Genomic DNA, 22,915 nt, shown 5'->3' on the forward strand with positions numbered 1-22,915 from the left:
AAAAATAAAAAGAGATAAGCTAAATCTAGCTTATCTCTTTTTATTTTGTAAGTAGCTTAATGCCTGTTTTGTCTTCTCAATATATTCTATGTCATTATTCGAACACATAAATTTGACATTTGTTTGACCAGTTTCATTTAATTGGCCATTTTCTCCAAGTAACTGGAATAATCTTTTTACAGTACCATTACTTCCATCAACAATTTGAACATCTTCAGGTAAAATCTTTTTTAAGATGTTTTTATAAAAAGGATAATGAGTACAACCCAAAACAATTGTTCCATATTGCTCAATATTAAATAATGAAAGTTTACTTTTAAAATAATCAATCATAAAGTTTTCATCAAAATTTAATTCCTCACAATAATGAACAAGCTCTGGTAAAGGCAATGAGTCTACAATACTTAGATCGTCCACCCTAGATATAAGCTCATTATACTTTGTTTGCTTTAAGGTTAGTGGCGTCGCAAAAACTAATACTCTCTTACCAGTTGTTCTGTTCATTTCAACAGCTGGTTTTACAGCCGGTTCCATACCGATAATCGGAAAATCATACATTTCTCTCAATTCATTTACTGCAATACTAGTCGCCGTATTACATGCAATTACTAATGCTTTTACATCTTCTTTAATAATCATTTCAACAGACTTTTTTACAAATGCACTTACTTCTTCCTTCGACTTTGTGCCATAAGGAACGTGAAGAGTATCAGCAAAATATAAAAAATCTTCATTTGGTAATTTTTTCAGTGCCTCATTTAAGACAGTTAACCCACCAATTCCTGAGTCAAAAAAAGCTATTCTCATTTCAATTCACCTAATAATTTTAATTTAATGAAGTCATTTGTGAAAGTGTCAACAAATCATAACATTACTCAATAGAGACAAACTTTTACAAATATATAATACTAAATTAACCTAATTACGGATGAATGTAAACTTTTCAGAAAATAGTTAACTCATGAAGGAAAAATTCTCAATTCATGTCAAGCTTGCTATACCTATATTTCTCACTATTCCCTAAACATTCAAAATGATTATTTTAGATGAAAAACTCGTTACGTGTATATTTACTACTTGTGGAACAACTTTATTCACTTATATACTTCTAGCCCTCCTTTCACCTATTCTTAAAATAATGATTTTAATATTGTTGAAACAGAAACAATATTTTATATAATATTGTTAATGAACCAACGGGTTGGAGGATTGACTATGAACAAAGAAGAACAGCTTATAATGGGTTTTAGGGACGTATTTAACAAGATGGTTTGGCTTAATAAGTTTAAGATGGAAGAGGCTCTTAAAGGGTATCAATCTTCTGAAGTACATTGTATCGAATACATTGGGAAAAATGTAGATTCCAACGTGACCAAACTTGCTGATTCCTTATATATGACAAGAGGTGCCATTACTAAAATAACAAAGAAGCTTATAAATAAGGGACTGATTGAAAGCTACCAGAAACCAGATAATAAGAAAGAAATCTATTTTAGGCTTACTGAGCAAGGAAAAGTAATAGACAATATCCATGAAGAACTACATAAAAAGTTTCGAGAGCGAGATCAAGCTGTATTTGATCAAATAACCGAAGAACAATTCGACAGTATGCTTAACTTCGTGAACAATTATTGTAATCATTTAGATGCAGAAATAAAGACACAAGGAATCGATATCGATCGTAAACCGGAATAAATTTAAATAGTAAAGATGATCCCTAAGCAGCCCAACTCTATGAGAGAATAGGCTGTTTTTTATTTTAATATTATTGTTGACAAGGAAACAATATCCTCGTACGATAAATATGTTTCCTAGGAATCAAAATTATCGTTATTGAGAGGAGAATATAATTGTTCAAATTTAGATCACTCAAAGAACAGAAACTGGAACAAACCATAGATAAAAAAGCTTTACTTTTCGGTCTAATGTCTGTCTTTCTTTGCGGAATAGGCTTTAGTATCATCACACCGGTCATACCATACTTAGTACAGCCTTATATCAGCAATCCAGGAGATCAAGCCATAGTTGTTACGTTGTTGACTTCTGTTTATGCCTTATGCGTGTTTTTTGCAGCTCCCGGACTAGGAGCATTAAGCGACAGATTTGGTCGTCGTCCAATACTTTTAATATCCCTTTTAGGTTCCGCTATCGGCTACTTAGTTTTTGGCATCGGAGGAGCTCTTTGGGTCCTTTTTGCTGGACGTATAATAGAAGGGATAACTGGCGGGAGCATAAGCACAATCTTCGCATATTTTGCAGACATCACACCAAGTGAAAAGCGAACCAAATACTTCGGGTGGGTAAGTGCCGTTGCAGGTGTAGGAGCCGCAATTGGACCTACTATTGGTGGATTACTTGCCAAGTTTGGCTATTCAGTACCAATGTATTTTGGAGCAATCATAACTTTACTAAATTTTGTTTTTGGAATCTTATATATGCCCGAGAGCCTTGATATAAATAATAGACTAAAAAAGATTACCTTTGTAAGACTGAATCCATTCAGCCAGCTTGTAAACATACTTTCCATAAAAAACTTAAAATGGCTACTCATCTCAGCGTTCCTACTTTGGATACCGAACGGATCAATACAGGCAGTTTTTTCACAATTTACAATCGATACATTCAATTGGGAGCCTGTACTTATTGGACTAATGTTCTCAATTATGGGTGTCCAAGACATCATTTCACAAGGTTTCATCATGCCAAAGCTGTTAATTAAATTTAGTGATTCACAAATAGCAACTCTTGGAATGGTTTCAGAAATTATAGGCTACAGTCTTATTGCTGCATCGGCTTTATTTTCATACTATCCTCTTCTTATTGTTGGAATGTTTATATTTGGGTTTGGTGATTCAATCTTTGGGCCTTCATTCAATGGAATGGTCTCCAAGACTGCTGATCCTAGTGAACAAGGCAGAATCCAAGGAGGTAGCCAATCTATTCAGGCTTTAGCAAGAATAATTGGGCCGATTATAGGAGGTCAAATCTATGTAACACTCGGTCATGCTGCACCCGCTTTTATGGGTATACTCCTTATAGCAGTAGCAGCATCAGTATTGAATAAGGGTAGGTTTAAAAATAGATAAAGAGTAAACATCCCTAAACATCACCTATAGGATACGGCGGACTAAGTAAGATACCGCCGTTATTTCTCTCTCTATTTCTAATGAGGTGGAATTGAAAGAATTATCTTGATTAATCAAAATATTCTTCAATCCGACAAAATTTATTTTATAATGAAGTACATGGTTCATAGATCAAATACAAGGTGGTTAGTTAAATGAAAGAAGAATTACTTAAAATTTTTGATGAATCTGGTAATCATATAGGCGAAGCCTCTCGAAGTGAAGTACATAAAAAAGGATTATGGCACGAAACATTTCATTGCTGGTTACTTAGTATAGTAGAAGACCAAGCTTCAATTTATTTTCAAATCCGTAGTCATCAAAAAAAGGATTATCCGAATTTATTTGATATTACCGCTGCTGGTCATTTATTATCTACTGAAACAGTTCAAGATGGATTAAGAGAAGTAAAAGAAGAACTTGGAATAGAAGTAAAAATGGAAGATGTAATCCCTCTGGGCATCATTAAAAATTCGATCATTTTAGAAACGATTAATGATCATGAATTGAGTCATGTTTTTTTACTAAAAAGCAATAAACCTTTTACTGATTTCAACCTACAAAAAGAAGAAGTTTCAGGGATCGTGAAAGCTGATTTTAACCAATTTTATCAATTCGCACATGGATTAAGAGATACAGTTGAAGTTGATGGTTTTCAAATTACTGAAACAGAGGAAAAAATTCAAATTCAAAAATCTGTAGATAAAAATCAGTTTGTTTCACATGAAAGTAATTATCTTTTAGATGTTGTTGAATTAATAAAAAAACATATACATAGTGAATTCTAATTTTAAGAGCCCTTAATTTTTAAAGGGCTCTTAGTTATATCTATAATTTCCCTAAAAGAAAACAATAATTTTTATCCTAATGGATTTTCACCAAATCTTGCCCATAATTTTGGAAACATCGCTTCTAAACCATCAGAATCTTCTTCATCCCAATCAAATTCCATCTCGCTTGCAGGCATCAGACCTTTTTGTTCCAGTTTTTCTAACAACTCATCATAACTTTCATCGTCCCACTCAATATCACCTGTTTTTACTAACGTATATGCATCTTGTCCTACATTTAATAATTCTTCATTTTGAGGATAGCCTTCTTCATCAAGATTTTCATCATTTATGTAATTTGCCAAAAACTCATGATTTTCCATTACTTTGTGATAAATTTCTTCACCTTGACCAATTAGCCAACCTCTAAAATAATCAAATGTATCATCTGAACTTCCACCCATTAATATATACGCAGCTGCCCATAATCTTGATTGATAACTCTCATTCATTAAACCTTGAAAATGCAATTCGAAATCCACAATTTCATTTAAGTCTTTTTTACTTAAATCCTCAATTAACCATTCAGCTTGATCTTCTTTATTATTAGACTCTTCAACTAAACTCCAAAACTCTTTTCTATTCACGGATTACTCCCCCTACTTCAAGTTAACAAAACAATTTTAATTTTATCATACATGTTCCTTGTTTATTTTATATATATAGAATAAAAAACCCTAAATCATTAGGGTTTTTAAGTTTATTCAATATCTTTACTAAAAGAATAAGAAAGCTTCTTATTCTCCATTTTATGTTCATAAAAACGATGCGCATTAATTCTTTGGACACCGGATTGTAGCGTTACTAATTGACAACCATTTCTTTTTCCAAAATCAGAAATAAAATCTAGTAATTTCTTTCCGTATCCATTTGAGCGTTTACTTTCATCTGTCACTAAATCGTAAACAAATACATGTCTACCGTTATAGAAATTTGTTAAAATACTAATACCAGCGACTGCAACCGTCACTCCTTGATCTTCTAACCCAAATAATTGATAGCCTTGTTGTTTCATTTCTTCGTACAAAGTAAAAAATGATTCTTAATTTAAGTGAGTATGAAGTTGTTTTAATACGCCAAAGCCTTTTCTTAACTCTTCTTTTGTTTCGTAAAGTTTTATTGAAATATTAGTCATTCTAACACTCCTTTTTATTTTTTTACGATACACTAATGACATTTTCACCAGTTTCAGCTTCTCTTTTAAATAATCTTGAATATACGCCATCTTTTTCTAATAAAGAATGATGTGTACCTTCTTCGACTACTTTCCCATTTTCTAGTACAACAATTCTGTCCGCTGTTAATACGGTAGATAGTCGATGTGAAATTACGATGACAGATTGTTTTGATTTTCGCTGTTGAATTGCTTCATTTATTTGTAACTCTGTAATCGGATCTAAAGCCGAACTTGCTTCATCTAGAATAAGTATAGGAGAGTTTTTAACTAAAGCTCTTGCTAACGATAATCTTTGTTTTTGACCGCCAGATAATAGTGCACCTCGTTCACCAATTGATGATTCTAAACCTTCTGGTAATGAATTTAGATAGTCTGATAATCCACTATCTTTTAAAGCCTGAATCATTTCTTCATTTGTCACTAATTCATTTCCTATACGAATATTATCAGCTAAACTACCATTTCTTAACTGTACATCTTGCGAAACGAACGAGATCGCATCCCTGATCCACTTTGCATTTGCTTTTTCAATTGGTAAACCATCTACTTCTATTGTTCCATTATTTAATGGATAAAAACCTAATAATAAATCTACAATTGTTGATTTTCCAGCACCACTCGGTCCTACTACAGCCACTGCTTCCCCTGGTTTCACATGAAATGACAATCCATTTAACACGAATTCTTCCTTCGTTGGATAGGCAAATTTAACATCTTTAAATTCAATTAACCCATTAACAGAATTTAATTTTTCACCTTCTTGTACTTCAAATTCTGAAACTTCTTCAGCTAATAATTTTTCAGAACGATCTAATGCAGGACCAGTTCTACGTACTGATAACCAGTTTCTTAGCATTCTTTGAATTTCATTAGCCGCAATGGTCACAAGTCCACCTGCCGTATACATTTGTCCCGTTGTGATTTGATCATTTGAAATCAGTAAAACACTTATAATATAGACAGCTGCTAAAGCAAATCCATTATAGCTACCGATTACGACAATTGATTGCATTCTTGCTTTTAATTCGATAATTGATTCTTTAATAAATGATTTACGAATATCTGCAACACTTTGAATTTCATAATCCGTTGCACCAAGAATTCTCGAAAGTTGGATCCCTGTTACTGATTCTCGTAATCTTTCTAAATAACGTGACGCTTCCATTCTAGCTTTAGCCGAAGCAATTCTAGTACGAGCTCCGACTTTATTGGACGTCCAATAAAATAAAACACCTAAAACAACACTAGTAATCATTAAATAAGGATTAATCCAAAGTAAAACAATACTATATATAAATACTCCTTGAACAGAAGCCATAAAAGTAGAGCCTTCCCAAGCTAAAAAGTTATGAAGTGTATCTGGGTCATCAGAAACTCGAGCTAATAATTCACCAGATTTAGATTGATGAAAATATGAATAAGGTAAAATTTGCAAGTGCTTAAATAAGCGTAGTTTTTGCCAGTTTGTAACAGATTTAGCAATATGATGGCAAAAATACTCATCAATGACCATTAAAATTAAATCAAGAATTGCAGCAATTAAAAGCAACCACATTAATCCCCATAATAGTGCATTATCATGGTTTGGAATTATATGATCAATTAACCAACCCGTTCCTAGAGTAGGTATTAATGCTGCACAAACTTGACTTAAAGCAATTACGAATGAATCTGCAAATACCCATTTTTTATGAGGCTTGAGAAAGTTTATGACTCTTTTTCCATCACCTATTTTTTTTGTATTTTTCTGCATCATACAGCATTCTCCTTTTCTAGTTCACTGTATTGTGCCATATATAATTGATAGTACTGACCTTTTAATGATAATAATTCTTCATGTGTTCCTTGTTCAGCAATACGCCCTTTATCTAATAATAAAATACAATCAGCATCCTTTACTGTTACAAGTCGATGTGCGATCGTAATTGTTGTACGACCTGGAATTAACTTTTCAAGCGATGATTGTACCTTTTCCTCTGTTTCTCCATCTAATGATGATGTAGCCTCATCGAAAATTAACACTGGAGGATGACGTAAAATTGCTCTTGCAAGAGCTACTCGTTGTCTTTGACCACCAGATAATTTTAGCCCTCTTTCACCAACAATCGTTTCAAAACCCTCTTGTAGTGACTCAACTAAATCAGATAAGTCCGCTGCTTCAACAGCAAGTTTAAGTTCTTCATCTGTTGCATTCGGTTTAGCATAAAGTAAATTTTGCTTTAATGTACTATTTAAAAGGAAAGTCTCCTGAGAAACGACTCCAATATTTTGGCGTAATGATTGATAATCATGTGAAGATAAATCTTTACGATCAACAAAAATTGAACCTGAAGAAGGCTGGTATAATCCGAGTAATAACTGAATTAAAGTACTTTTTCCTCCACCGCTGGAACCAACAATCCCAATATGTTGACCAGCTTTCATTGAGAACGAAACATCTTTTAATACTTCTTCAGTTGAATTTGGATACGTAAAACGAACATTTTTAACGTCTAGATCACCTTTCACTTCTCCAAATTTCGGTAAATCATCAGGCTGTTCTGCAGGCAAATCAAAATACTCATAAATTCTTTGAAGTGCTGGAATTGCTTGTTGAATTGTTAACGCATTTTCAGCTAAAGAGCGTACTGGCATAAACATTGTTGGGATAAATCCTAAAACGGCGATTAAAGTACCAATTGTAATTTCATGCTGCCAAATCGAATATCCACCAATCAACATAATGACCCCAGGTGCACCATTATTAATCACATTTCCTAAACGCCAATTAACCTTCCCAATTAAAGCCAAGCGAATAGCAAATCTTTTCCAAACAGACAATTTATCTTCTAATTTTTTATTTTCAATATCCTGCGTTTGAAAAGTTCTCACTAAACGAACTGACTCAATACTTTCTTGAGTATGATTATACAAATCAGCACTCATATCACGAGCTATAGCTCCCATTTTTCTTACTTTTTTACCAATCATAAAAGAAGGAACTAAATAAATTGCAAATACAACTAGCATGACGACTGCAGCAGGCCAATACAACGGAAACACCGCTATAAATGCTGCAATAGCTGCAATTACTTGTTGAATAAAACGTGGTACAACTGTATTATTCAAGTTTTGAACAGATTCTACATCATGCGTTAACCTATATAACATATCTCCCCGAGGTGTTGTTGAAAAAAACGTCATTGGTGCTTTTTGAAGCTTTGTAAATGCACGTAATTGCATATCTGTAATTACATCTAGACCAATTTTTACTTGAATAAATTCTTGTAATGATTCAAAACCGACCTTAAATAAGAATGCGAGCATAATCCCTAAAATTAAATAAAAAATAATTTTTGAATCAGGACCACCAATAATCTCATCGACCAATTTACCAGTCAAAATCGGCGGAATAATCGCAAATGCGCCAGCAATTAATGAACATACAAAAGCAACTAGAAATACTTTCCAATACGGTTTAAAATGATTAATTGTTTCGATTAAAATTTTCATCTATTGCCATCCCCCTAACCTGTAACATTTTACAATATTTTCGAACTATTTTCACTATTAAAATTTTTACCAGGATTAAAGTAATGCATGTGTAAAAGAATCGTTGAGTTATTTTTATGTGGTTTAAAATGATTCTCCCAGTACCTCTTCCCTATCCTAAAATTCTTCGTTATTCCTTTTCTCTGGTCTCAAATACATTCTAATCTTTCAATTAATCTATTTCTTCATTAAATAGATTGAACATTCGTACACTATTAGTCTTTAGGGACATAAAAAAAATCTACAACTTAAGTCGTAGATTTTAAGATTTTTTATTTTTTGAAGATATATAATGTAGACTTATGAAATAATTTTTCCTTTTTCTCTTTCAATATTTTAAAATCGTATGAATGAACTGATTTCCCTTTTACTGACGACAAAATTTCATCTACTCCATTCATTTGAACTACCTTTGTTTTTTTGCCAGTTCCCAGAGAATATTGTTCAAAATAATATTTAACTTTCTTTTTTGAATCATAATTTACCACAAACATTGAATCATTTTTGAAATATGTTTGCTCTCCATAGCGATACGGACCTTTTCGTGGATTTTCAATTGTAAATTTCTTTTTGACTCTATTACTAGTTGTCTTTGTTATGCACTGATACGGCAACGAATTATAAAAAGTTCGCTAAGATAAAAGGATTACATTGAGCGACAAATACAGCGTGTAAAGAAGGGACTTTACCACATTCAACACGTTAACAACTTTCATAATCGCTTGAAAAAGTGGATAGAGCGTTTTCTAGGAGTTGCGACAAAATATTTGGATAACTACCTATTCTGGTACCGCTGGCTTGATTTGGGGAACAATGTGGCATTTGAAAATCGAGTCGAACACATGCTTATTTCAGCGTGTCAAAAATCCAATTATACTACCGTCAACATTTTAAAAGGTTTTTCATAAAGGAAAAAGCCCTCAATTGACGACTTATAATGGGTTATATTTGAAATACCAAAAAGTAAAATTCTTTTTTGTCATATCAACTTTTTAGACTGACTTATATTTAATTTTCCTGAATAAATAGAATGATAACATTCCTAATAATAGATATATGATTACTGGAGTAACTATATTTCCTATATTATACCATATTGAAATAGGTAGAATAACTGCAACAGTTGATAGCGAGAAGCCAACTATCATACTTCCTTTTGAATTTGAATAAATAATACCCTGAATAATGAATATTATTGGGAAGAGTAAATATATTCCTAAAATAATATATTTACTTTCAGGAAACATAGAATCTATCCATATAAATGCAAATAAAACTATACTTGGTAATATTATTGCAAGGAAATTCTTCATAAACATTCCTCCATTCATTTGAAATTACCCCTTAGTGTTTTTACACAAAAAAGGGTAAATTTATAAAATTATTCATTAAAAAAACAACAAATTTTACGAAAAGAGCCTTTACAATAAATGGCAAAACTCTTATTTATTAACAGTAAAATAACAACTGAAAACAACAAGTAAGCAAGTTAAACATAGTATGATAGTTTTATATTTTCTTTTCATTTTTTCTCCTAGACTATACTAAAATGCAATTATTATTTATTTATTTCAATATTTTAAAATCGTATGAATGAACTGACTTCCCTTTTACTGAAGACAAAATTTCATCTACTCCATGCATTTTAACTTCATTTGTTTTTTTGCCGGAAACTAAAGAATATTGTTCAAAGTAATATTTAACTTTCTTTTTTGAATCATACCTTACGACAAACATTGAATCATTTTTGAAATATGTTTGTTCTCCATAGCGATACGGGCCTTTTCGTGGATTTTCAATTGTAAATTTCTTTTTGACTCTATTATTAGTAGTGTCCACTGTGTAAACATCACCTAGCCCATTTGCGCAGAAAAGCTCCTTACCATAAATATAGATCGAATGATCAGTGCTGTAAGGAATTTTTGCGGTCAATTGATTGATGGTTTTATTTTTATAGGAAACAAGTGTGATCATTTCTTGCTTTAATGTTTTCTTATTTATTCGAACTAGTACTACATTTTCATCCTTCAAATTCCCTTCTTTCCTTTCCTCAAGTACCATGTAGTAATAATTTTCATCACTAATAATCTGTGAGCTAGGATTGTAACTATTATAACCAGATCGGTTTTTAAGCTGAATTAAATCTTTTATTATTAGTTTGTTGTCGTCGAAAACAACTTTACGTAAATGAGCAGTATTTTTCTCAATATCTTCTGTTAAAATAAGTATTTCATTTTTATCAACACCCGATGTTGAAATAAAATGGGGGATATTTCCTTTTTCAAATCCTTTCTCATTCCCATATAATACATTTGAAGCATAACCATTTTTTACAAAACCTGAATTAAAAATAGTAAAATAAAGATTTGAACTTTTTAGATATCCTGTTAGATCTCCTGTATGTTGATACTCCATTTTAACTTCTTTATATTGATGACCAATTAAGCGTAGTGTTTCTTTATCCATTAATAAAAGACCTTTTTCTCCTAAAGCAACACTACCAAGTTCTAATCCTTTCATTTTATACCCTCTTGCTACACCGTCATCATCAACAAAGATCGCGATACTTTTCCCTCTACCATCCATATCTTGGTCCGCTGTAGAAGAATAATATAAGACGGCTTGTTTATCATTTAAAAAGTTATTCTTTCGAATGGTCTCCTCTTTTACAATAAATGGAGAAACTCTTATTTTATTAAAAATAAAATAACAACTAAAAATAACCAGTAAGCAAGTTAAACATAGTATGATAGTTTTATATCTTCTTTTCATATTTTTCTCCTTAAACTATACTAAAAGGCAATAAGTCAAACTGTTCAACTTATTGCCTTATAAAATTTATATTTTACGGACTAGCGTTGTATCTTTTGCATCACGTACATCCCTCGGATATACACCTGATCCTTTGTCTTTATCTAAATCTAAGTCCGCTTTTAACTTATATGCAGACCAGACTAACTTTGCACAATTTTTTTTACCATAATGATCTGTTTTACGGTTAGTTGCAAAATTGTAAGAGTAATCATCTTTACCTACTCGACTGTATGCCCAATCGGCAGCTGCATTACGTTTAGCAGTTGTAGTATTAACTGATCTAACTTGCGCATCTCCTTTATCTACTAGTCTTTTAAGGTAATTTAATGTACGAACTCCCTTTCCTGGAACAGATTCGACTACAGTTTCAGCAGTATAATACATTCCTACATGTCCATGATTTAAATAAGCAGTTTCCGATGCCGTATAGTAAATCTGGCCTTTTACTCCTGTTCCAACCTTTACAGTACCACCACTAGCTCCCCTAGCTTTCCTTTTTTCTGACAGCCCTTGGGCTTCGTTTTGTTTAAGCTCATTAAAAAGTTGTTCTAATATAACTTCTTTCTTATCACCTGTCTTTTTAGTGATTGATTTTACATCATTTAATAATTCTTTTTCTGTAACATTTGGTTGCATTTCTAAAATTTCGTTTACATAAGGTAAATCGTTTGTATTAGCATAGCTAATAGGTGTTGCAGTTAGGACTAAACTAGCTGATAAGACACTTACTCCGATTAATTTTTTCATTTAATCGTCTCCTTTTACAAATAATTTTCTATATTTGAAATAGAGCGTGATCTGAAGTTTATCATTTTAGCTGTCGAATCATTCATCACAATTCTATACAAGAATATTATATATGGAAAACTTTACTAAAATTTACTAAATTTTAGTCTCTTTTGTGACACTTTTTATTTTCTTGAAATGTGGATAAACATATTTCAGTCCATAAAAGTACAGGGTAAAGTGAAAGATAAAGCTAGAAATTTTTAAAGAAAACTCGCAAATTTGAAAGCTTTCAGGCGAAGATAGAGGGCGTAGTTGCAATTATATTTTTACTAAAATTGGCTACAACGACGAGCTTACTTCACAGCTGCCAATTTATACTTTCTTAATGCGTAAAAAAATCTACAACCTAAGTCGTAGATTTTTTTGATTCATTCAGTTTGTACTCTAAGAATTCTTGAGATTTCCCTTTTGGAATACTCAAACTCTTAAATTCATCATTTTTTATTAACTTAGCTATATAAACAATTTGACCAATATGACTTCCGTAATGACTAATTTGTCTATGTATTGCTTGTAAAACAGTATGGTCTTCACCACGAATTTTAATCGTTTTTAATACGTCTTCTTCTTGTAGACTCTCTAGTGTGTTAAAAACAACATTCCATCCTTTATTCCAATCTGCTAACAACTCATCCTTTGTTTGGTATATCCCCTCAAATTCAACGTCACGATTTCTCCATGATTTTTCACCATCCGTCGTGAGAAAATCCGTCCATCTAGAAATCATATTACCACTTAAATGCCTTACAATTATGGAAATACTATTCGATTCACTAGATGGGTGCAAGTGTAACTCCTCATTATTTAGCTGATCCATCGAACGGTCACCAAGCTTTTTTATCCCTTTGAATTCCATTAAACTATTCGTAAGAAATTGCTTTGCGATTGACATATTTGAACCTCCAATTTTAAAGTTACTTTCAATCAATTGTATGAATAGTTTAAAAACTTATTAATTATTTATCAAATAATTTGTTTGGGTTTAAGGTGTGAAAGAATGCACTTTCGTCCACATTATCTGCAGTCCAAATATATAACTTCACCCCACAAAAAAAAGATGACTCTAAAAAGTCATCTTTTCTACTCTAAGTATTAAACTTCAACAGTCATCCAACTAGCGTCTTGTGGATTTTTTCTCCATGCAGTTAGTTTTGCTACATGTTCTGCTTCGATTGATCCTTGTTCTTTTGCTACTTCAACTAGTGTGTCATAGTCAGTTAAAGAGTAGTATGTTACGTCGTTTGCATCGAACTTCTCTACTGCCGCTGGAAGATTGTATGTGAAGATTGAGACTACTCCTAGTACTTCGCAGCCCGCTTCGCGTAAAGCTTCAACGCATGTGATTACGCTGCCGCCAGTTGAGATTAGGTCTTCTACAACTACTACTTTTTGTCCGGCTGTGATTGGGCCTTCGATTTGGTTTCCTTTGCCGTGGCCTTTTGCAGAGCTACGTACATAAACCATTGGTAATTCCATTAAATCACTTGTCCATGCTGCGTGTGGAATTCCAGCAGTTGCAGTTCCAGCGATTACATCTACGTTACCAAATTTAGTTTGGATTAGTTCAACTAAGCCTTTTGCAATGTTTTTACGAATTTCTGGATAGCCAAGAGTTAGGCGATTATCACAATAGATTGGAGATTTGATTCCTGATGCCCAAGTAAATGGAGTTTCAGGTTGTAGACTTACTGCCCCAATGCTTAATAAGTTTGCTGCGATATTCTTTTTCATATTGTTACGCCCTCCCATTGTGCAATTACTTCTTCATATGCTTCTACTGGATTTTCGCTTTTTGTAATACTGCGTCCTACTACAATATAGCTACTTCCAAATTGTCTAGCTTTCGCTGGTGTTGTTACACGTACTTGATCATCTACACTATTATCTGCTAGTCGAATACCAGGTGTTACAGTAAGGAAGTTCTCACCTTCAACTGCTGCTTGCACTAACTCTACATCAAGTGGAGAGCAAACTACACCGTCAAGACCGCTTTCTTCTGTTATCGCAGCATATAGTTTAATCGAATCTTGTAAAGAAGATATTCCTTGTTCATGGATTACTTGTTCTTCTGAGGTACTTGTCAGTTGTGTCACAGCTATTAGTAATGGTCTTTTTTTACCAGCTGGAGTGCCTTCTTCTAGACCTTCTAATGCTGCCTTCATCATTTTCGTTCCACCAGCTGCATGAACATTAACCATGTCTACTTCTAGAGAGGCGATATTTTTCATTGCGTGTTTTACTGTATTTGGAATATCATGAAGTTTCAAATCTAGGAAGATTTGATGTCCTAATTCTTTTAATTCCTTTATGATCGCTGGACCCTCTTTGTAAAATAGCTCCATCCCTACCTTTACATATAGAGACTTTTGAAATTTTTTTACAAAATTCATTACTTCATCTTTTGATGAAAAATCAAGCGCGATGACCACTTGTGATGACATGTTGTTTCCAGCTCCTTCCAATACATTCTTCAATTGATTGATATCCGTATTTGTGTAGTACTTCAGGTAGTTCATCTATAATTGTTGGACAAACAAATGGATCAACGAAGTTTGCCGTACCTACACCGATTGCACTTGCTCCTGCTAGGAAGAACTCTAGTGCATCTTCTGCATTCATAACCCCACCCATTCCGATGATTGGGATGTTTACTACTTGACTCACATCATGAATCATACGAATCGCTACAGGTTTTATTGCAGGACCTGATAATCCACCAGTTTTATTAGCTAGTATTGGTTTACCAGTTCTTAAATCAAGTCTCATCCCAAGTAATGTATTAATCATTGTTAATCCATCTGCTCCTGCATTTTCAATTGCTTTTGCGATTTCAACAATATTCGTTACATTTGGAGATAATTTTACGTAAAGTGGAACTTCGCTTACTTCTTTTACTTTTTTTGTTACTTCAGCCGCTGTTGCAGCATCCGTTCCAAATGCAATCCCACCGCATTTTACGTTTGGACAAGAAATGTTTAATTCTAGTGCTTTTACATTACTTACTTTGGAAATCTCTTTTGCGACTGTTACATAGTCATCAATAGTTGATCCAGCAATGTTTGCAACGATTGGTACATCATAATTTGATAACCATTTTAATTCACCGTTTATTACTTTTTCTAAACCAGGATTTTGAAGTCCAATCGCATTTAACATCCCCGCCTGAGTTTCTGCTACACGAGGTGTTTCATTTCCGTACCTGGTTTCAACTGTTGTTGCTTTTATCATAATAGCTCCAAGAATACTTAGATCGTAAAGATTTGCGAACTCTCTACCAAAACCGAAGCAACCAGAAGCTGGCATAATAGGATTTTTTAAATCTAAGCCAGGAAGTTTTGTTTGTAATGAAATCATAGTACTACCTCCTCAGCTTGGAATACTGGTCCATCGCTACAAATTTTACGATATGACCCGTCTTCAGTATGGCATACACATGCGAAACAAGCTCCGATTCCACAGCCCATTCGTTCTTCAAGTGATATATAGCCATCCTTCATACCTTTATATTGCTGTTGTAAAGCCTTTAACATCACAGTTGGACCACATGCAAAGTATTGATCAAATTGAAGTTCTTTTTCACGAATTACATCAGTTACAAAACCTTTTGTACCTAGAGTTCCATCAACTGTTGCCATAAAGGTTGGTCCTAATTCTGAAAATTCTTTTTCATAAAAAGCTACATTGCTTGAAGCAAATCCTAATACATGAATTACATTTACACCACGAGCTTTAAATTGCTTTGAAAGTTCATACATCGGAGGTACACCAATTCCACCACCAACTAGTAGTGCTGTATCTCCTTCTGAAAGAGTTTCAACATCGTAACCTTGACCAAGAGGACCTAATACATCAACTTGTTGTCCAACGCTTGCTTCTTTTAAAAGCTTAGTTCCTTCACCTTCTGCGCGGAATATCATCGTGAACTCACTTTTCTCTTTGTCGATCGAACATATACTGATTGGTCTTCTTAATAGTGGCGTTAGTCCACCAGTCACTTTTATATGGACAAACTGCCCAGGAGAGTGCATCTCCTGAACTAGTTCACCTTTTAATGTCATTTCGACAATTTGATGGGCAATTTCTCTGTTTGAGACAATTGTCATGAGTTCTTTTTTTATCATACTAATACGCCAGCCTTCATTTCTTTGTTTGGTAGTGCAGAAGTTGAGAATGTTAAGCTTTCAATTACTGATAATATTGCATTTGCTGTATCTAGTGAAGTTAAGCAAACTACTCCGTTTTCAACTGATTCACGACGAATTCTGAATCCATCACGAGCTGGTTTTTTACCTTTTGTTAACGTATTGATAACAAACTGTGCATCTCCACGCTTGATCATATCTAGCATATTGTCTTCATGCTCGTTAATTTTGTTTACCGCTTTTACTGGTACACCGTGGTTTTCTAAGTGATTTTTAGTTCCTTCCGTACCGAATACTGTAAATCCAATTTCATGGAAGCGTTTTGCGATATTAACTACTTCTTCTTTATCTTTATCAGCTACTGTAATGATCACTGATCCGTGAGTTGGGATTTGCATTCCAGCAGCTACTAAAGCTTTGTATAATGCTTTTTGAAGACTTACATCTTTCCCCATTACTTCTCCAGTTGATTTCATTTCAGGGCCTAATGTTATATCTACTGAGCGTAGTTTAGCGAATGAGAACACTGGTGCTTTTACATATACTTCATTTCCTTCTGGATGGTAGCCTGTTGCATATCCGAATGAAGCTAATGTTTGACCTAAGATAACTTTTGTTGCGATATTCGCCATTGGTACGTTTGTAATTTTACTTAAGAATGGTACTGTACGGCTTGATCTTGGGTTTACTTCTAGTACGAATACTTCATCTTTATCTGTAACAACAAACTGGATGTTAAGTAATCCTTTAATATTTAAACCTTTAGCTAGTTTGATTGTATAATCGATTAATTTTTGTTTCGCAGCTTCTGATACATTTTGTGTAGGATATACTGCGATTGAATCTCCTGAGTGAACTCCAGCTCGTTCGATATGCTCCATAATACCTGGGATATATACATCGATTCCGTCAGAGATTGCATCTACTTCAATTTCTTTACCAGTTAAGTAACGGTCGACTAATACTGGATGTTCTGGATTGATTTTAACTGCATTTTGCATGTAGTGAAGAATTTCTTCACGGTGGTATACAATCTCCATTGCACGTCCACCTAGTACATAAGATGGTCTTACTAATACTGGGTAACCAATTTCATCAGCGATTGCAGCTGCTTCTTCAGGTGTCATTGCTGTTTTACCAAGAGGTTGTGGTACACCTAATTTTTGAAGTGCTTCTTCAAACTTGTCTCTGTCTTCAGCACGATCTAAATCCTCAAGTGAAGTTCCAAGAATTTTTACACCACGTTCTACTAATTTACCTGCAAGGTTGATTGCTGTTTGACCACCGAATTGAACAACTACTCCCATCGGTTTTTCTAAATCGATAATGTGCATTACGTCTTCAATTGTTAATGGCTCGAAATATAGTTTGTCTGAGATACTGAAGTCAGTTGAAACTGTTTCTGGGTTGTTGTTTATAATGATTGCTTCGTATCCAGCTTCTTTAATTGCTCTTACACAATGTACTGTTGCATAGTCAAACTCGATCCCTTGACCGATTCGAATTGGACCAGATCCAAGAACTACTACGCTCTTCTTATCTGTTACAATTGATTCATTTTCGATTTCGTATGTTCCGTAGAAGTATGGTGTTGTAGATTCAAACTCTGCCGAACATGTATCAACCATTTTATATACTGGTATGATTTGATTTTGTTTTCTAAATTCGTATATTTCTTTATTTGTTGCATTCCATTCTAATGCGATGTAATCATCACTAAAGCCCATTTTCTTAGCTTTTAACAGTACATCTAGTTCAAAATGGTTTTCTTTAATTTGTTTTTCCATTTTAATGATGTTTTCAATTTTGTGTAGGAAGAAGAAATCAATTTTTGTAATATCGTGTATTTCTTCTATCGTCATACCTGTTCTCATTGCTTCAGCAACAATGTATAGTCTTTCATCGTCAGCTTTTGCCATGCGAGCAATCATTTCTTCTTTAGACAGTTCTTTTACTGCGTTAAGTTCGATGTGATTTACTCCTAATTCTAGTGAGCGAACCGCTTTTAATAATGACTCTTCAAGTGTTCTACCGATTGCCATTACTTCTCCAGTTGCTTTCATTTGAGTTCCTAACTGACGGTTTGCAGTTTCAAACTTATCAAATGGCCAACGTGGAATTTTTGATACGATATAGTCTAATGCTGGCTCGAAGCAAGCATAAGTTTTCTTAGTAACTGGGTTAATCATTTCATCTAGTGTTAAGCCTACTGCGATTTTCGCTGCTAATTTTGCAATCGGGTAGCCTGTTGCTTTTGAAGCTAACGCACTTGAACGTGATACACGTGGATTTACTTCGATTACATAGTATTGGAAGCTATCTGGATCTAGTGCAAGCTGTACGTTACATCCACCTTCAATTCCTAAAGCACGGATGATTTTTAATGATACATTTCGTAACATTTGATATTCACGATCACTTAACGTTTGAGAAGGAGCGATTACGATTGAATCTCCTGTGTGAACACCAACTGGGTCGATGTTTTCCATGTTACATACAACAATCGCATGGTCATTTGCATCACGCATTACTTCATATTCGATTTCTTTAAAACCAGCGATACTTTTTTCTAATAAACATTGTGTTACTGGGCTATTTTTTAATCCGCTTGCTACGATTTCTTTTAAATCTTCTTCATCATTACAAATTCCTCCGCCTGTTCCTCCAAGAGTAAAGGCAGGCCTTACGATAACTGGGTAGCCAATTTCTTCTACGAAGTCATATGCTTCTTCTAAAGTATGAATGATTTCACTTTCTGGTACTGGCTCGCTTAAGTCGTTCATTAATGTTCTGAATAGGTCGCGATCTTCTGCGCGGTTAATCGCTTCTAAAGTTGTTCCTAAAATTTTTACTCCACACTCTTTTAATACGCCAGATTTATCTAATTCTACCGCTAAGTTAAGTCCTGTTTGACCTCCTAATGTTGGTAAAAGAGCATCTGGTCGTTCTTTACGAATGATTCGACTAACGAAATCTACTGTTAGTGGTTCGATGTATACTTTATCTGCTGTTTGTACATCTGTCATAATTGTTGCAGGGTTTGAGTTTACAAGAATTACTTTGTATCCTTCTTCTTTCAATGCCTGACAAGCCTGTGTTCCAGCATAGTCAAATTCTGCTGCTTGACCGATTACGATTGGTCCTGATCCGATTACTAAGATTGTTTTTATGTCTACGCGTTTTGGCATTGTAAGTTCCCCTCTCGTTTCTGTGCTTCCATCATGCTAATAAATTCGTCAAATAAGTAGTTTGCATCTTCTGGTCCAGGTGAAGCCTCTGGGTGATATTGTACTGTGAATGCTGGGTATGTCTTGTGTTTAAGTCCTTCAACTGTTCCATCATTTAGTGCAACATGTGTTACTTCTAAGTCAGTTCCTTCAATTGATTCTGTTTCTACAGCATAACCATGGTTTTGTGAAGTGATTGCTACTTTTCCTGTTTCTAAATGCTTAACCGGATGGTTCGCACCACGGTGACCGAATTTAAGCTTTGAAGTATTTCCTCCATTTGCTAGAGCAAATAATTGGTGACCTAAGCAAATTCCGAATAATGGTACTTTACCTACTACTTCTTTAATCATTTCGATTGCTACTTGAACATCCTTTGGATCTCCAGGTCCATTACTTAACATAATTCCATCTGGAGCTAGTAAGAATATTTCTTTTGCTGAAACGTTATAAGGCACAACTGTAACGTCACATTTACGGTTTGTTAATTCTCTTAAAATACCATGTTTCATACCGAAATCTACTAATACTACTCGGTGTCCTCTACCTGGACTTCTATAAGGTTTTTGTGTTGAAACTCGTTCAACATGGTTTGTGAATAGTGGTGTATTTGTTAATTCTGCAACTACTTCATCAACATTTGCTTCCATGCTGCAGAATTTACCTTTCATCGTTCCAACTTCACGAAGTTTTTTCGTTAACATACGTGTATCAATTCCTGCTAAACCTGGAATTCCTTTATCTTTGCAATATTGATCCAAGCTCATTTTGTTTCGGAAATTTGATGGATGCTCAGCATATTCTTTTACAATTAAGCCATGTACTGCTGGTACGATGCTTTCAAAATCCTCTAAGTTAATACCATAGTTCCCTACTAAAGGGAAAGTGAATGTTACGATTTGTCCACAGTAAGATGGGTCAGTTAATACCTCTTGATATCCTGTCATACCTGTTGTAAATACGATTTCTCCTGTTGTTTCAACTTCGCTACCAAATCCTTCTCCTACAAAAACTGTACCGTCTTCTAATATTAATTGACGCATCATACTGTTAGTTCCTCTCTTTCATATACTAATTTGCCATTTACCATTGTCATTACTGGCCAACCTTTACAGTTCCAACCATTAAATGGTGTGTTTTTACCTTTTGAAAGGAATGTTGTTGAATCGATTTCCTCTTCTAAATCTAAGTCGATTACAGTTAGGTCTGCTACCGCTCCAACTTCAATTTTCCCTCTGTTTAAGTTAAAAACTTCAGCAGGTTTAGTTGTTAAAAAGTCTATTACTTGTTGTAAAGTCATTTTACCCGTTTCGACAAAATGAGTGTTTAATAATGGAAAAGCAGTTTCTAGCCCTACAATTCCAAACGGTGCTAATTGCATCCCCTGAGCTTTTTCCTCTTCAGTATGAGGTGCATGATCTGTTGCGATCATGTCGATTGTTCCATCAAGTAATCCTTCGATTAATGCTTCTCGATCGACTGCACTTCTTAATGGAGGATTCATTTTGAAATTTGTGTCCATGCCTGGGATGTCATCTTCACAAAGAATTAAATGGTGTGGTGAAACCTCAGCCGTTACTTTAATTCCAGCACGTTTTGCATCGCGTACTACTCTTACTGATTCTTTTGTACTGATATGGCAAACATGATAGTGACAACCTGTAGCTTCAGCTAATAGAACATCTCGAGCAATTTGAACACTTTCACAAATTGAAGGAATTCCATTTAAACCATTTTCTTTTGAAAACTTGCCTTCGTGGACACAACCTTTTTGAATCAGTGTGTTTTCTTCACAGTGTGCAACGATTGAGACATTTAGTTCAGCTGCTTTTTGCATTGCTTTGTACATCATTTCAGCAGATTGAACGCCTACACCATCATCTGTGAATGCAAAAGCTCCATTTTCTTTTAAGACTTCAAAGTCTGTTTGCTCTTCACCAGCTTGTCGGATTGTAATTGATGCATATGGTAATACGTTTACGACTGCTGTTTCTTCTATTTTTTTATTTAATGCGCTTAGGTGCTCGAGTGTATCTGGTACTGGTCGAGTATTTGGCATTGCAGCAATTGTAGTAAATCCTCCTCTTGCCGCTGCCTTCGTACCTGTTTCGATTGTCTCTTTATGTTCACCGCCTGGCTCACGAAGATGCACATGAACATCGATTAAACCTGGTGAAAGCAATTTGCCATCTAATTCAATTTGAATCGCATCTTCATCAACGATTGTTGCAGCGATGACTGAAATTTTTCCATTAACTACTAATACGTCTCGATTTAGAAGTTCACCATTTTCTTGTAAGATGACACCGTTTTTAAACAAGTACTTCATTTTTCATCTCTCCCCATACTGTTGGTAAGGCTCTTTTTAACACAGCCATTCGTACATATACTCCGTTTTCCATTTGCTTAAAGATTCTTGATCGCTCGCATTCAACTAGTTCACTTGCAATTTCAACATCTCGATTAAATGGTGCTGGATGCATGATAATGCTTGTAGGTTTCATTTTTGCTGCTCTTTCAACCGTTAGGCCATGCTTTTGTAAGTAATTTTCCATTATGTGATTTGTCTCTTCGTCATGTCTCTCATGCTGAACTCTTAATAGCATCATGACATCAACTTCTTCGACTAATTCATCTAAATTTTTATATGTTCCATAAGTATTTTTATCATCTTTCCATTCATCAGGACTTGCGAAGTATACTTTTGCACCTAATCTAGATAGTGCTTCAGCATTAGAGCGTGCAACTCTTGAGTGTCTTAAATCTCCAACGATTGCTACTTTTAATCCTTCAAAGCTTCCAAATTCTTGTTTGATCGTTAGTAAGTCAAGTAGGCATTGTGTTGGGTGATTTCCACATCCATCGCCGGCATTCAGGATTGGCATTCCTGCATCCTTTATTTCTTGAAAATACTCGTCTTGTGTATGACGGATTACAACTGCTTCAACACCAATTGCCTGAAGTGTTTTAACCGTATCATACAAAGTTTCACCTTTTTGAATACTTGAGCTTTCAACAGCTAAGTTAATGACTTCAAGTCCAAGTTTCTTTTGGGCTACTTCAAAGCTGAAGCGAGTTCTCGTACTATTCTCAAAAAACAAATTTGCAACAAATGTCTGACGTTTCAGGCTGCTTGTTTCTCCATTTGCAAAGCTTTGTGCTTGTTCTAGCAAATCTTGAATTTCTTCGATTGTTAAATCAGACATGGTTAATAAATGATTCATCCGTCATCCCCCTAAATGAATTTCATCTGTTTTATTTTTGGAGTCTTATCACTGTA

General features: G+C 34.3%; 21 protein-coding genes and 1 pseudogene. 4 read left to right on the forward strand and 18 right to left on the reverse strand.

Translation table 11 applies throughout. The features are described from left to right. Nucleotides 1-30: 30 nt before the first annotated feature. Nucleotides 31-807, reverse strand: a complete 777-nt coding sequence (gene murI / locus AN960_RS11045; protein ID WP_056470970.1) for a glutamate racemase — start codon at nt 805-807, stop codon at nt 31-33. Nucleotides 808-1,215: 408 nt separating this feature from the next. Between murI and AN960_RS11050 the strand changes: the two genes are divergently transcribed. The 3 genes from AN960_RS11050 (at nt 1,216) to AN960_RS11060 (ending at nt 3,913) form a co-directional block, all read left to right on the forward strand. Beyond that, nucleotides 1,216-1,695: a MarR family transcriptional regulator gene (locus AN960_RS11050; protein WP_056470974.1), complete on the forward strand. Its 480-nt coding sequence runs from the start codon at nt 1,216-1,218 to the stop codon at nt 1,693-1,695. A gap of 155 nt (nt 1,696-1,850) precedes the next feature. Continuing rightward, nucleotides 1,851-3,086 (forward strand): MFS transporter, encoded by a 1,236-nt coding sequence (locus tag AN960_RS11055; protein WP_056470977.1) that lies wholly within the window; start codon nt 1,851-1,853, stop codon nt 3,084-3,086. A 194-nt stretch (nt 3,087-3,280) separates the two neighbouring features. Continuing rightward, complete coding sequence (locus AN960_RS11060; protein WP_056470980.1) at nt 3,281-3,913, forward strand: NUDIX hydrolase; 633 nt, start codon at nt 3,281-3,283, stop codon at nt 3,911-3,913. A gap of 71 nt (nt 3,914-3,984) precedes the next feature. Here the strand turns inward: AN960_RS11060 and AN960_RS11065 are convergent, their stop codons facing one another. The 5 genes from AN960_RS11065 to AN960_RS25455 all read right to left on the reverse strand — a co-directional run bounded on the left by AN960_RS11065 (nt 3,985) and on the right by AN960_RS25455 (nt 9,277). Then, a complete protein-coding gene (locus AN960_RS11065; protein WP_056470983.1) occupies nt 3,985-4,542 on the reverse strand; it encodes a DUF4240 domain-containing protein in 558 nt (185 codons plus the stop codon). Nucleotides 4,543-4,655: 113 nt separating this feature from the next. After that, the gene (locus AN960_RS11070) at nt 4,656-4,970 is read right to left on the reverse strand and encodes a GNAT family N-acetyltransferase (RefSeq protein WP_286131697.1); all 315 of its coding nucleotides are present in this window, start codon (nt 4,968-4,970) and stop codon (nt 4,656-4,658) included. Nucleotides 4,971-5,112: 142 nt separating this feature from the next. Beyond that, the gene (locus AN960_RS11075; RefSeq protein WP_056470986.1) at nt 5,113-6,888 is read right to left on the reverse strand and encodes an ABC transporter ATP-binding protein; all 1,776 of its coding nucleotides are present in this window, start codon (nt 6,886-6,888) and stop codon (nt 5,113-5,115) included. Further along, on the reverse strand, nt 6,885-8,624 hold the full coding sequence (locus AN960_RS11080; RefSeq protein ID WP_056470989.1) for an ABC transporter ATP-binding protein: 1,740 nt from the start codon (nt 8,622-8,624) through the stop codon (nt 6,885-6,887). The genes AN960_RS11075 and AN960_RS11080 overlap by 4 nt, the downstream gene beginning before the upstream one ends. Nucleotides 8,625-8,935: 311 nt before the next feature. After that, entirely contained in the window at nt 8,936-9,277 is a 342-nt protein-coding gene (locus tag AN960_RS25455) for a YycP family beta-propeller protein (RefSeq protein WP_502692542.1), read from the reverse strand. Here AN960_RS25455 and AN960_RS24000 point away from each other — a divergent pair. Beyond that, nucleotides 9,253-9,571 (forward strand): annotated as a pseudogene (locus tag AN960_RS24000) (IS1595 family transposase); the annotation flags it as partial. The gene AN960_RS25455 and the pseudogene AN960_RS24000 overlap by 25 nt on opposite strands. A gap of 84 nt (nt 9,572-9,655) precedes the next feature. Here AN960_RS24000 and AN960_RS11090 read toward each other — a convergent pair. From AN960_RS11090 to AN960_RS11145, 12 genes are all read right to left on the reverse strand, one after another. Continuing rightward, nucleotides 9,656-9,994, reverse strand: a complete 339-nt coding sequence (locus AN960_RS11090; protein WP_056470994.1) for a hypothetical protein — start codon at nt 9,992-9,994, stop codon at nt 9,656-9,658. 235 nt (nt 9,995-10,229) lie between these two features. Then, on the reverse strand, nt 10,230-11,435 hold the full coding sequence (locus AN960_RS11095) for a YycP family beta-propeller protein (protein WP_056470996.1): 1,206 nt from the start codon (nt 11,433-11,435) through the stop codon (nt 10,230-10,232). Between the two features lie 66 nt (nt 11,436-11,501). Beyond that, nucleotides 11,502-12,224 carry a YiiX/YebB-like N1pC/P60 family cysteine hydrolase gene (locus tag AN960_RS11100; RefSeq protein ID WP_056470999.1) on the reverse strand — a complete coding sequence of 241 codons (723 nt, stop codon included), beginning with the start codon at nt 12,222-12,224 and terminating at the stop codon, nt 11,502-11,504. 388 nt (nt 12,225-12,612) lie between these two features. Next, nucleotides 12,613-13,158 (reverse strand): DUF1572 family protein, encoded by a 546-nt coding sequence (locus AN960_RS11105; protein ID WP_056471002.1) that lies wholly within the window; start codon nt 13,156-13,158, stop codon nt 12,613-12,615. A 200-nt stretch (nt 13,159-13,358) separates the two neighbouring features. Continuing rightward, a complete protein-coding gene (pyrE, locus tag AN960_RS11110; protein ID WP_056471004.1) occupies nt 13,359-13,997 on the reverse strand; it encodes an orotate phosphoribosyltransferase in 639 nt (212 codons plus the stop codon). Then, the gene (pyrF, locus tag AN960_RS11115) at nt 13,994-14,707 is read right to left on the reverse strand and encodes an orotidine-5'-phosphate decarboxylase (RefSeq protein ID WP_056471007.1); all 714 of its coding nucleotides are present in this window, start codon (nt 14,705-14,707) and stop codon (nt 13,994-13,996) included. Before pyrF ends, pyrE begins: the two co-directional genes overlap by 4 nt. Continuing rightward, nucleotides 14,679-15,620 (reverse strand): dihydroorotate dehydrogenase, encoded by a 942-nt coding sequence (locus tag AN960_RS11120; protein WP_056471010.1) that lies wholly within the window; start codon nt 15,618-15,620, stop codon nt 14,679-14,681. The genes pyrF and AN960_RS11120 overlap by 29 nt, the downstream gene beginning before the upstream one ends. Next, nucleotides 15,617-16,387, reverse strand: coding sequence for a dihydroorotate dehydrogenase electron transfer subunit (locus tag AN960_RS11125; RefSeq protein ID WP_056471012.1), 771 nt, complete (start codon nt 16,385-16,387; stop codon nt 15,617-15,619). Before AN960_RS11125 ends, AN960_RS11120 begins: the two co-directional genes overlap by 4 nt. After that, nucleotides 16,384-19,596: a carbamoyl-phosphate synthase large subunit gene (carB, locus tag AN960_RS11130; RefSeq protein WP_056471015.1), complete on the reverse strand. Its 3,213-nt coding sequence runs from the start codon at nt 19,594-19,596 to the stop codon at nt 16,384-16,386. Before carB ends, AN960_RS11125 begins: the two co-directional genes overlap by 4 nt. Continuing rightward, on the reverse strand, nt 19,581-20,681 hold the full coding sequence (locus tag AN960_RS11135) for a carbamoyl phosphate synthase small subunit (protein WP_056471016.1): 1,101 nt from the start codon (nt 20,679-20,681) through the stop codon (nt 19,581-19,583). Before AN960_RS11135 ends, carB begins: the two co-directional genes overlap by 16 nt. Then, on the reverse strand, nt 20,678-21,964 hold the full coding sequence (gene pyrC, locus AN960_RS11140) for a dihydroorotase (protein ID WP_056471019.1): 1,287 nt from the start codon (nt 21,962-21,964) through the stop codon (nt 20,678-20,680). The genes AN960_RS11135 and pyrC overlap by 4 nt, the downstream gene beginning before the upstream one ends. Then, nucleotides 21,948-22,859: an aspartate carbamoyltransferase catalytic subunit gene (locus AN960_RS11145; RefSeq protein WP_056471023.1), complete on the reverse strand. Its 912-nt coding sequence runs from the start codon at nt 22,857-22,859 to the stop codon at nt 21,948-21,950. Before AN960_RS11145 ends, pyrC begins: the two co-directional genes overlap by 17 nt. Nucleotides 22,860-22,915: the final 56 nt, after the last annotated feature.

It is taken from the genome of Bacillus sp. FJAT-25509 (genome assembly GCF_001420605.1).
Taxonomy (GTDB): domain Bacteria; phylum Bacillota; class Bacilli; order Bacillales; family Bacillaceae_G; genus Gottfriedia.

Bases quoted from the DNA above. Each gene is read 5' to 3' on its own strand.
- AN960_RS11060 (WP_056470980.1), top strand. From the start codon at position 3,281: ATGAAAGAAGAATTACTTAAAATTTTTGATGAATCTGGTAATCATATA.
- AN960_RS11125 (WP_056471012.1), bottom strand. From the start codon at position 16,387: ATGATAAAAAAAGAACTCATGACAATTGTCTCAAACAGAGAAATTGCC.
- AN960_RS11090 (WP_056470994.1), bottom strand. From the start codon at position 9,994: ATGAATGGAGGAATGTTTATGAAGAATTTCCTTGCAATAATATTACCA.
- AN960_RS11050 (WP_056470974.1), top strand. From the start codon at position 1,216: ATGAACAAAGAAGAACAGCTTATAATGGGTTTTAGGGACGTATTTAAC.
- pyrC (WP_056471019.1), bottom strand. From the start codon at position 21,964: ATGAAGTACTTGTTTAAAAACGGTGTCATCTTACAAGAAAATGGTGAA.
- AN960_RS11105 (WP_056471002.1), bottom strand. From the start codon at position 13,158: ATGTCAATCGCAAAGCAATTTCTTACGAATAGTTTAATGGAATTCAAA.
- AN960_RS11120 (WP_056471010.1), bottom strand. From the start codon at position 15,620: ATGATTTCATTACAAACAAAACTTCCTGGCTTAGATTTAAAAAATCCT.
- AN960_RS11145 (WP_056471023.1), bottom strand. From the start codon at position 22,859: ATGAATCATTTATTAACCATGTCTGATTTAACAATCGAAGAAATTCAA.
- pyrF (WP_056471007.1), bottom strand. From the start codon at position 14,707: ATGTCATCACAAGTGGTCATCGCGCTTGATTTTTCATCAAAAGATGAA.
- AN960_RS11100 (WP_056470999.1), bottom strand. From the start codon at position 12,224: ATGAAAAAATTAATCGGAGTAAGTGTCTTATCAGCTAGTTTAGTCCTA.
- AN960_RS11070 (WP_286131697.1), bottom strand. From the start codon at position 4,970: ATGAAACAACAAGGCTATCAATTATTTGGGTTAGAAGATCAAGGAGTG.
- AN960_RS11080 (WP_056470989.1), bottom strand. From the start codon at position 8,624: ATGAAAATTTTAATCGAAACAATTAATCATTTTAAACCGTATTGGAAA.
- carB (WP_056471015.1), bottom strand. From the start codon at position 19,596: ATGCCAAAACGCGTAGACATAAAAACAATCTTAGTAATCGGATCAGGA.
- murI (WP_056470970.1), bottom strand. From the start codon at position 807: ATGAGAATAGCTTTTTTTGACTCAGGAATTGGTGGGTTAACTGTCTTA.
- AN960_RS11075 (WP_056470986.1), bottom strand. From the start codon at position 6,888: ATGATGCAGAAAAATACAAAAAAAATAGGTGATGGAAAAAGAGTCATA.
- AN960_RS11095 (WP_056470996.1), bottom strand. From the start codon at position 11,435: ATGAAAAGAAGATATAAAACTATCATACTATGTTTAACTTGCTTACTG.
- AN960_RS11135 (WP_056471016.1), bottom strand. From the start codon at position 20,681: ATGATGCGTCAATTAATATTAGAAGACGGTACAGTTTTTGTAGGAGAA.
- pyrE (WP_056471004.1), bottom strand. From the start codon at position 13,997: ATGAAAAAGAATATCGCAGCAAACTTATTAAGCATTGGGGCAGTAAGT.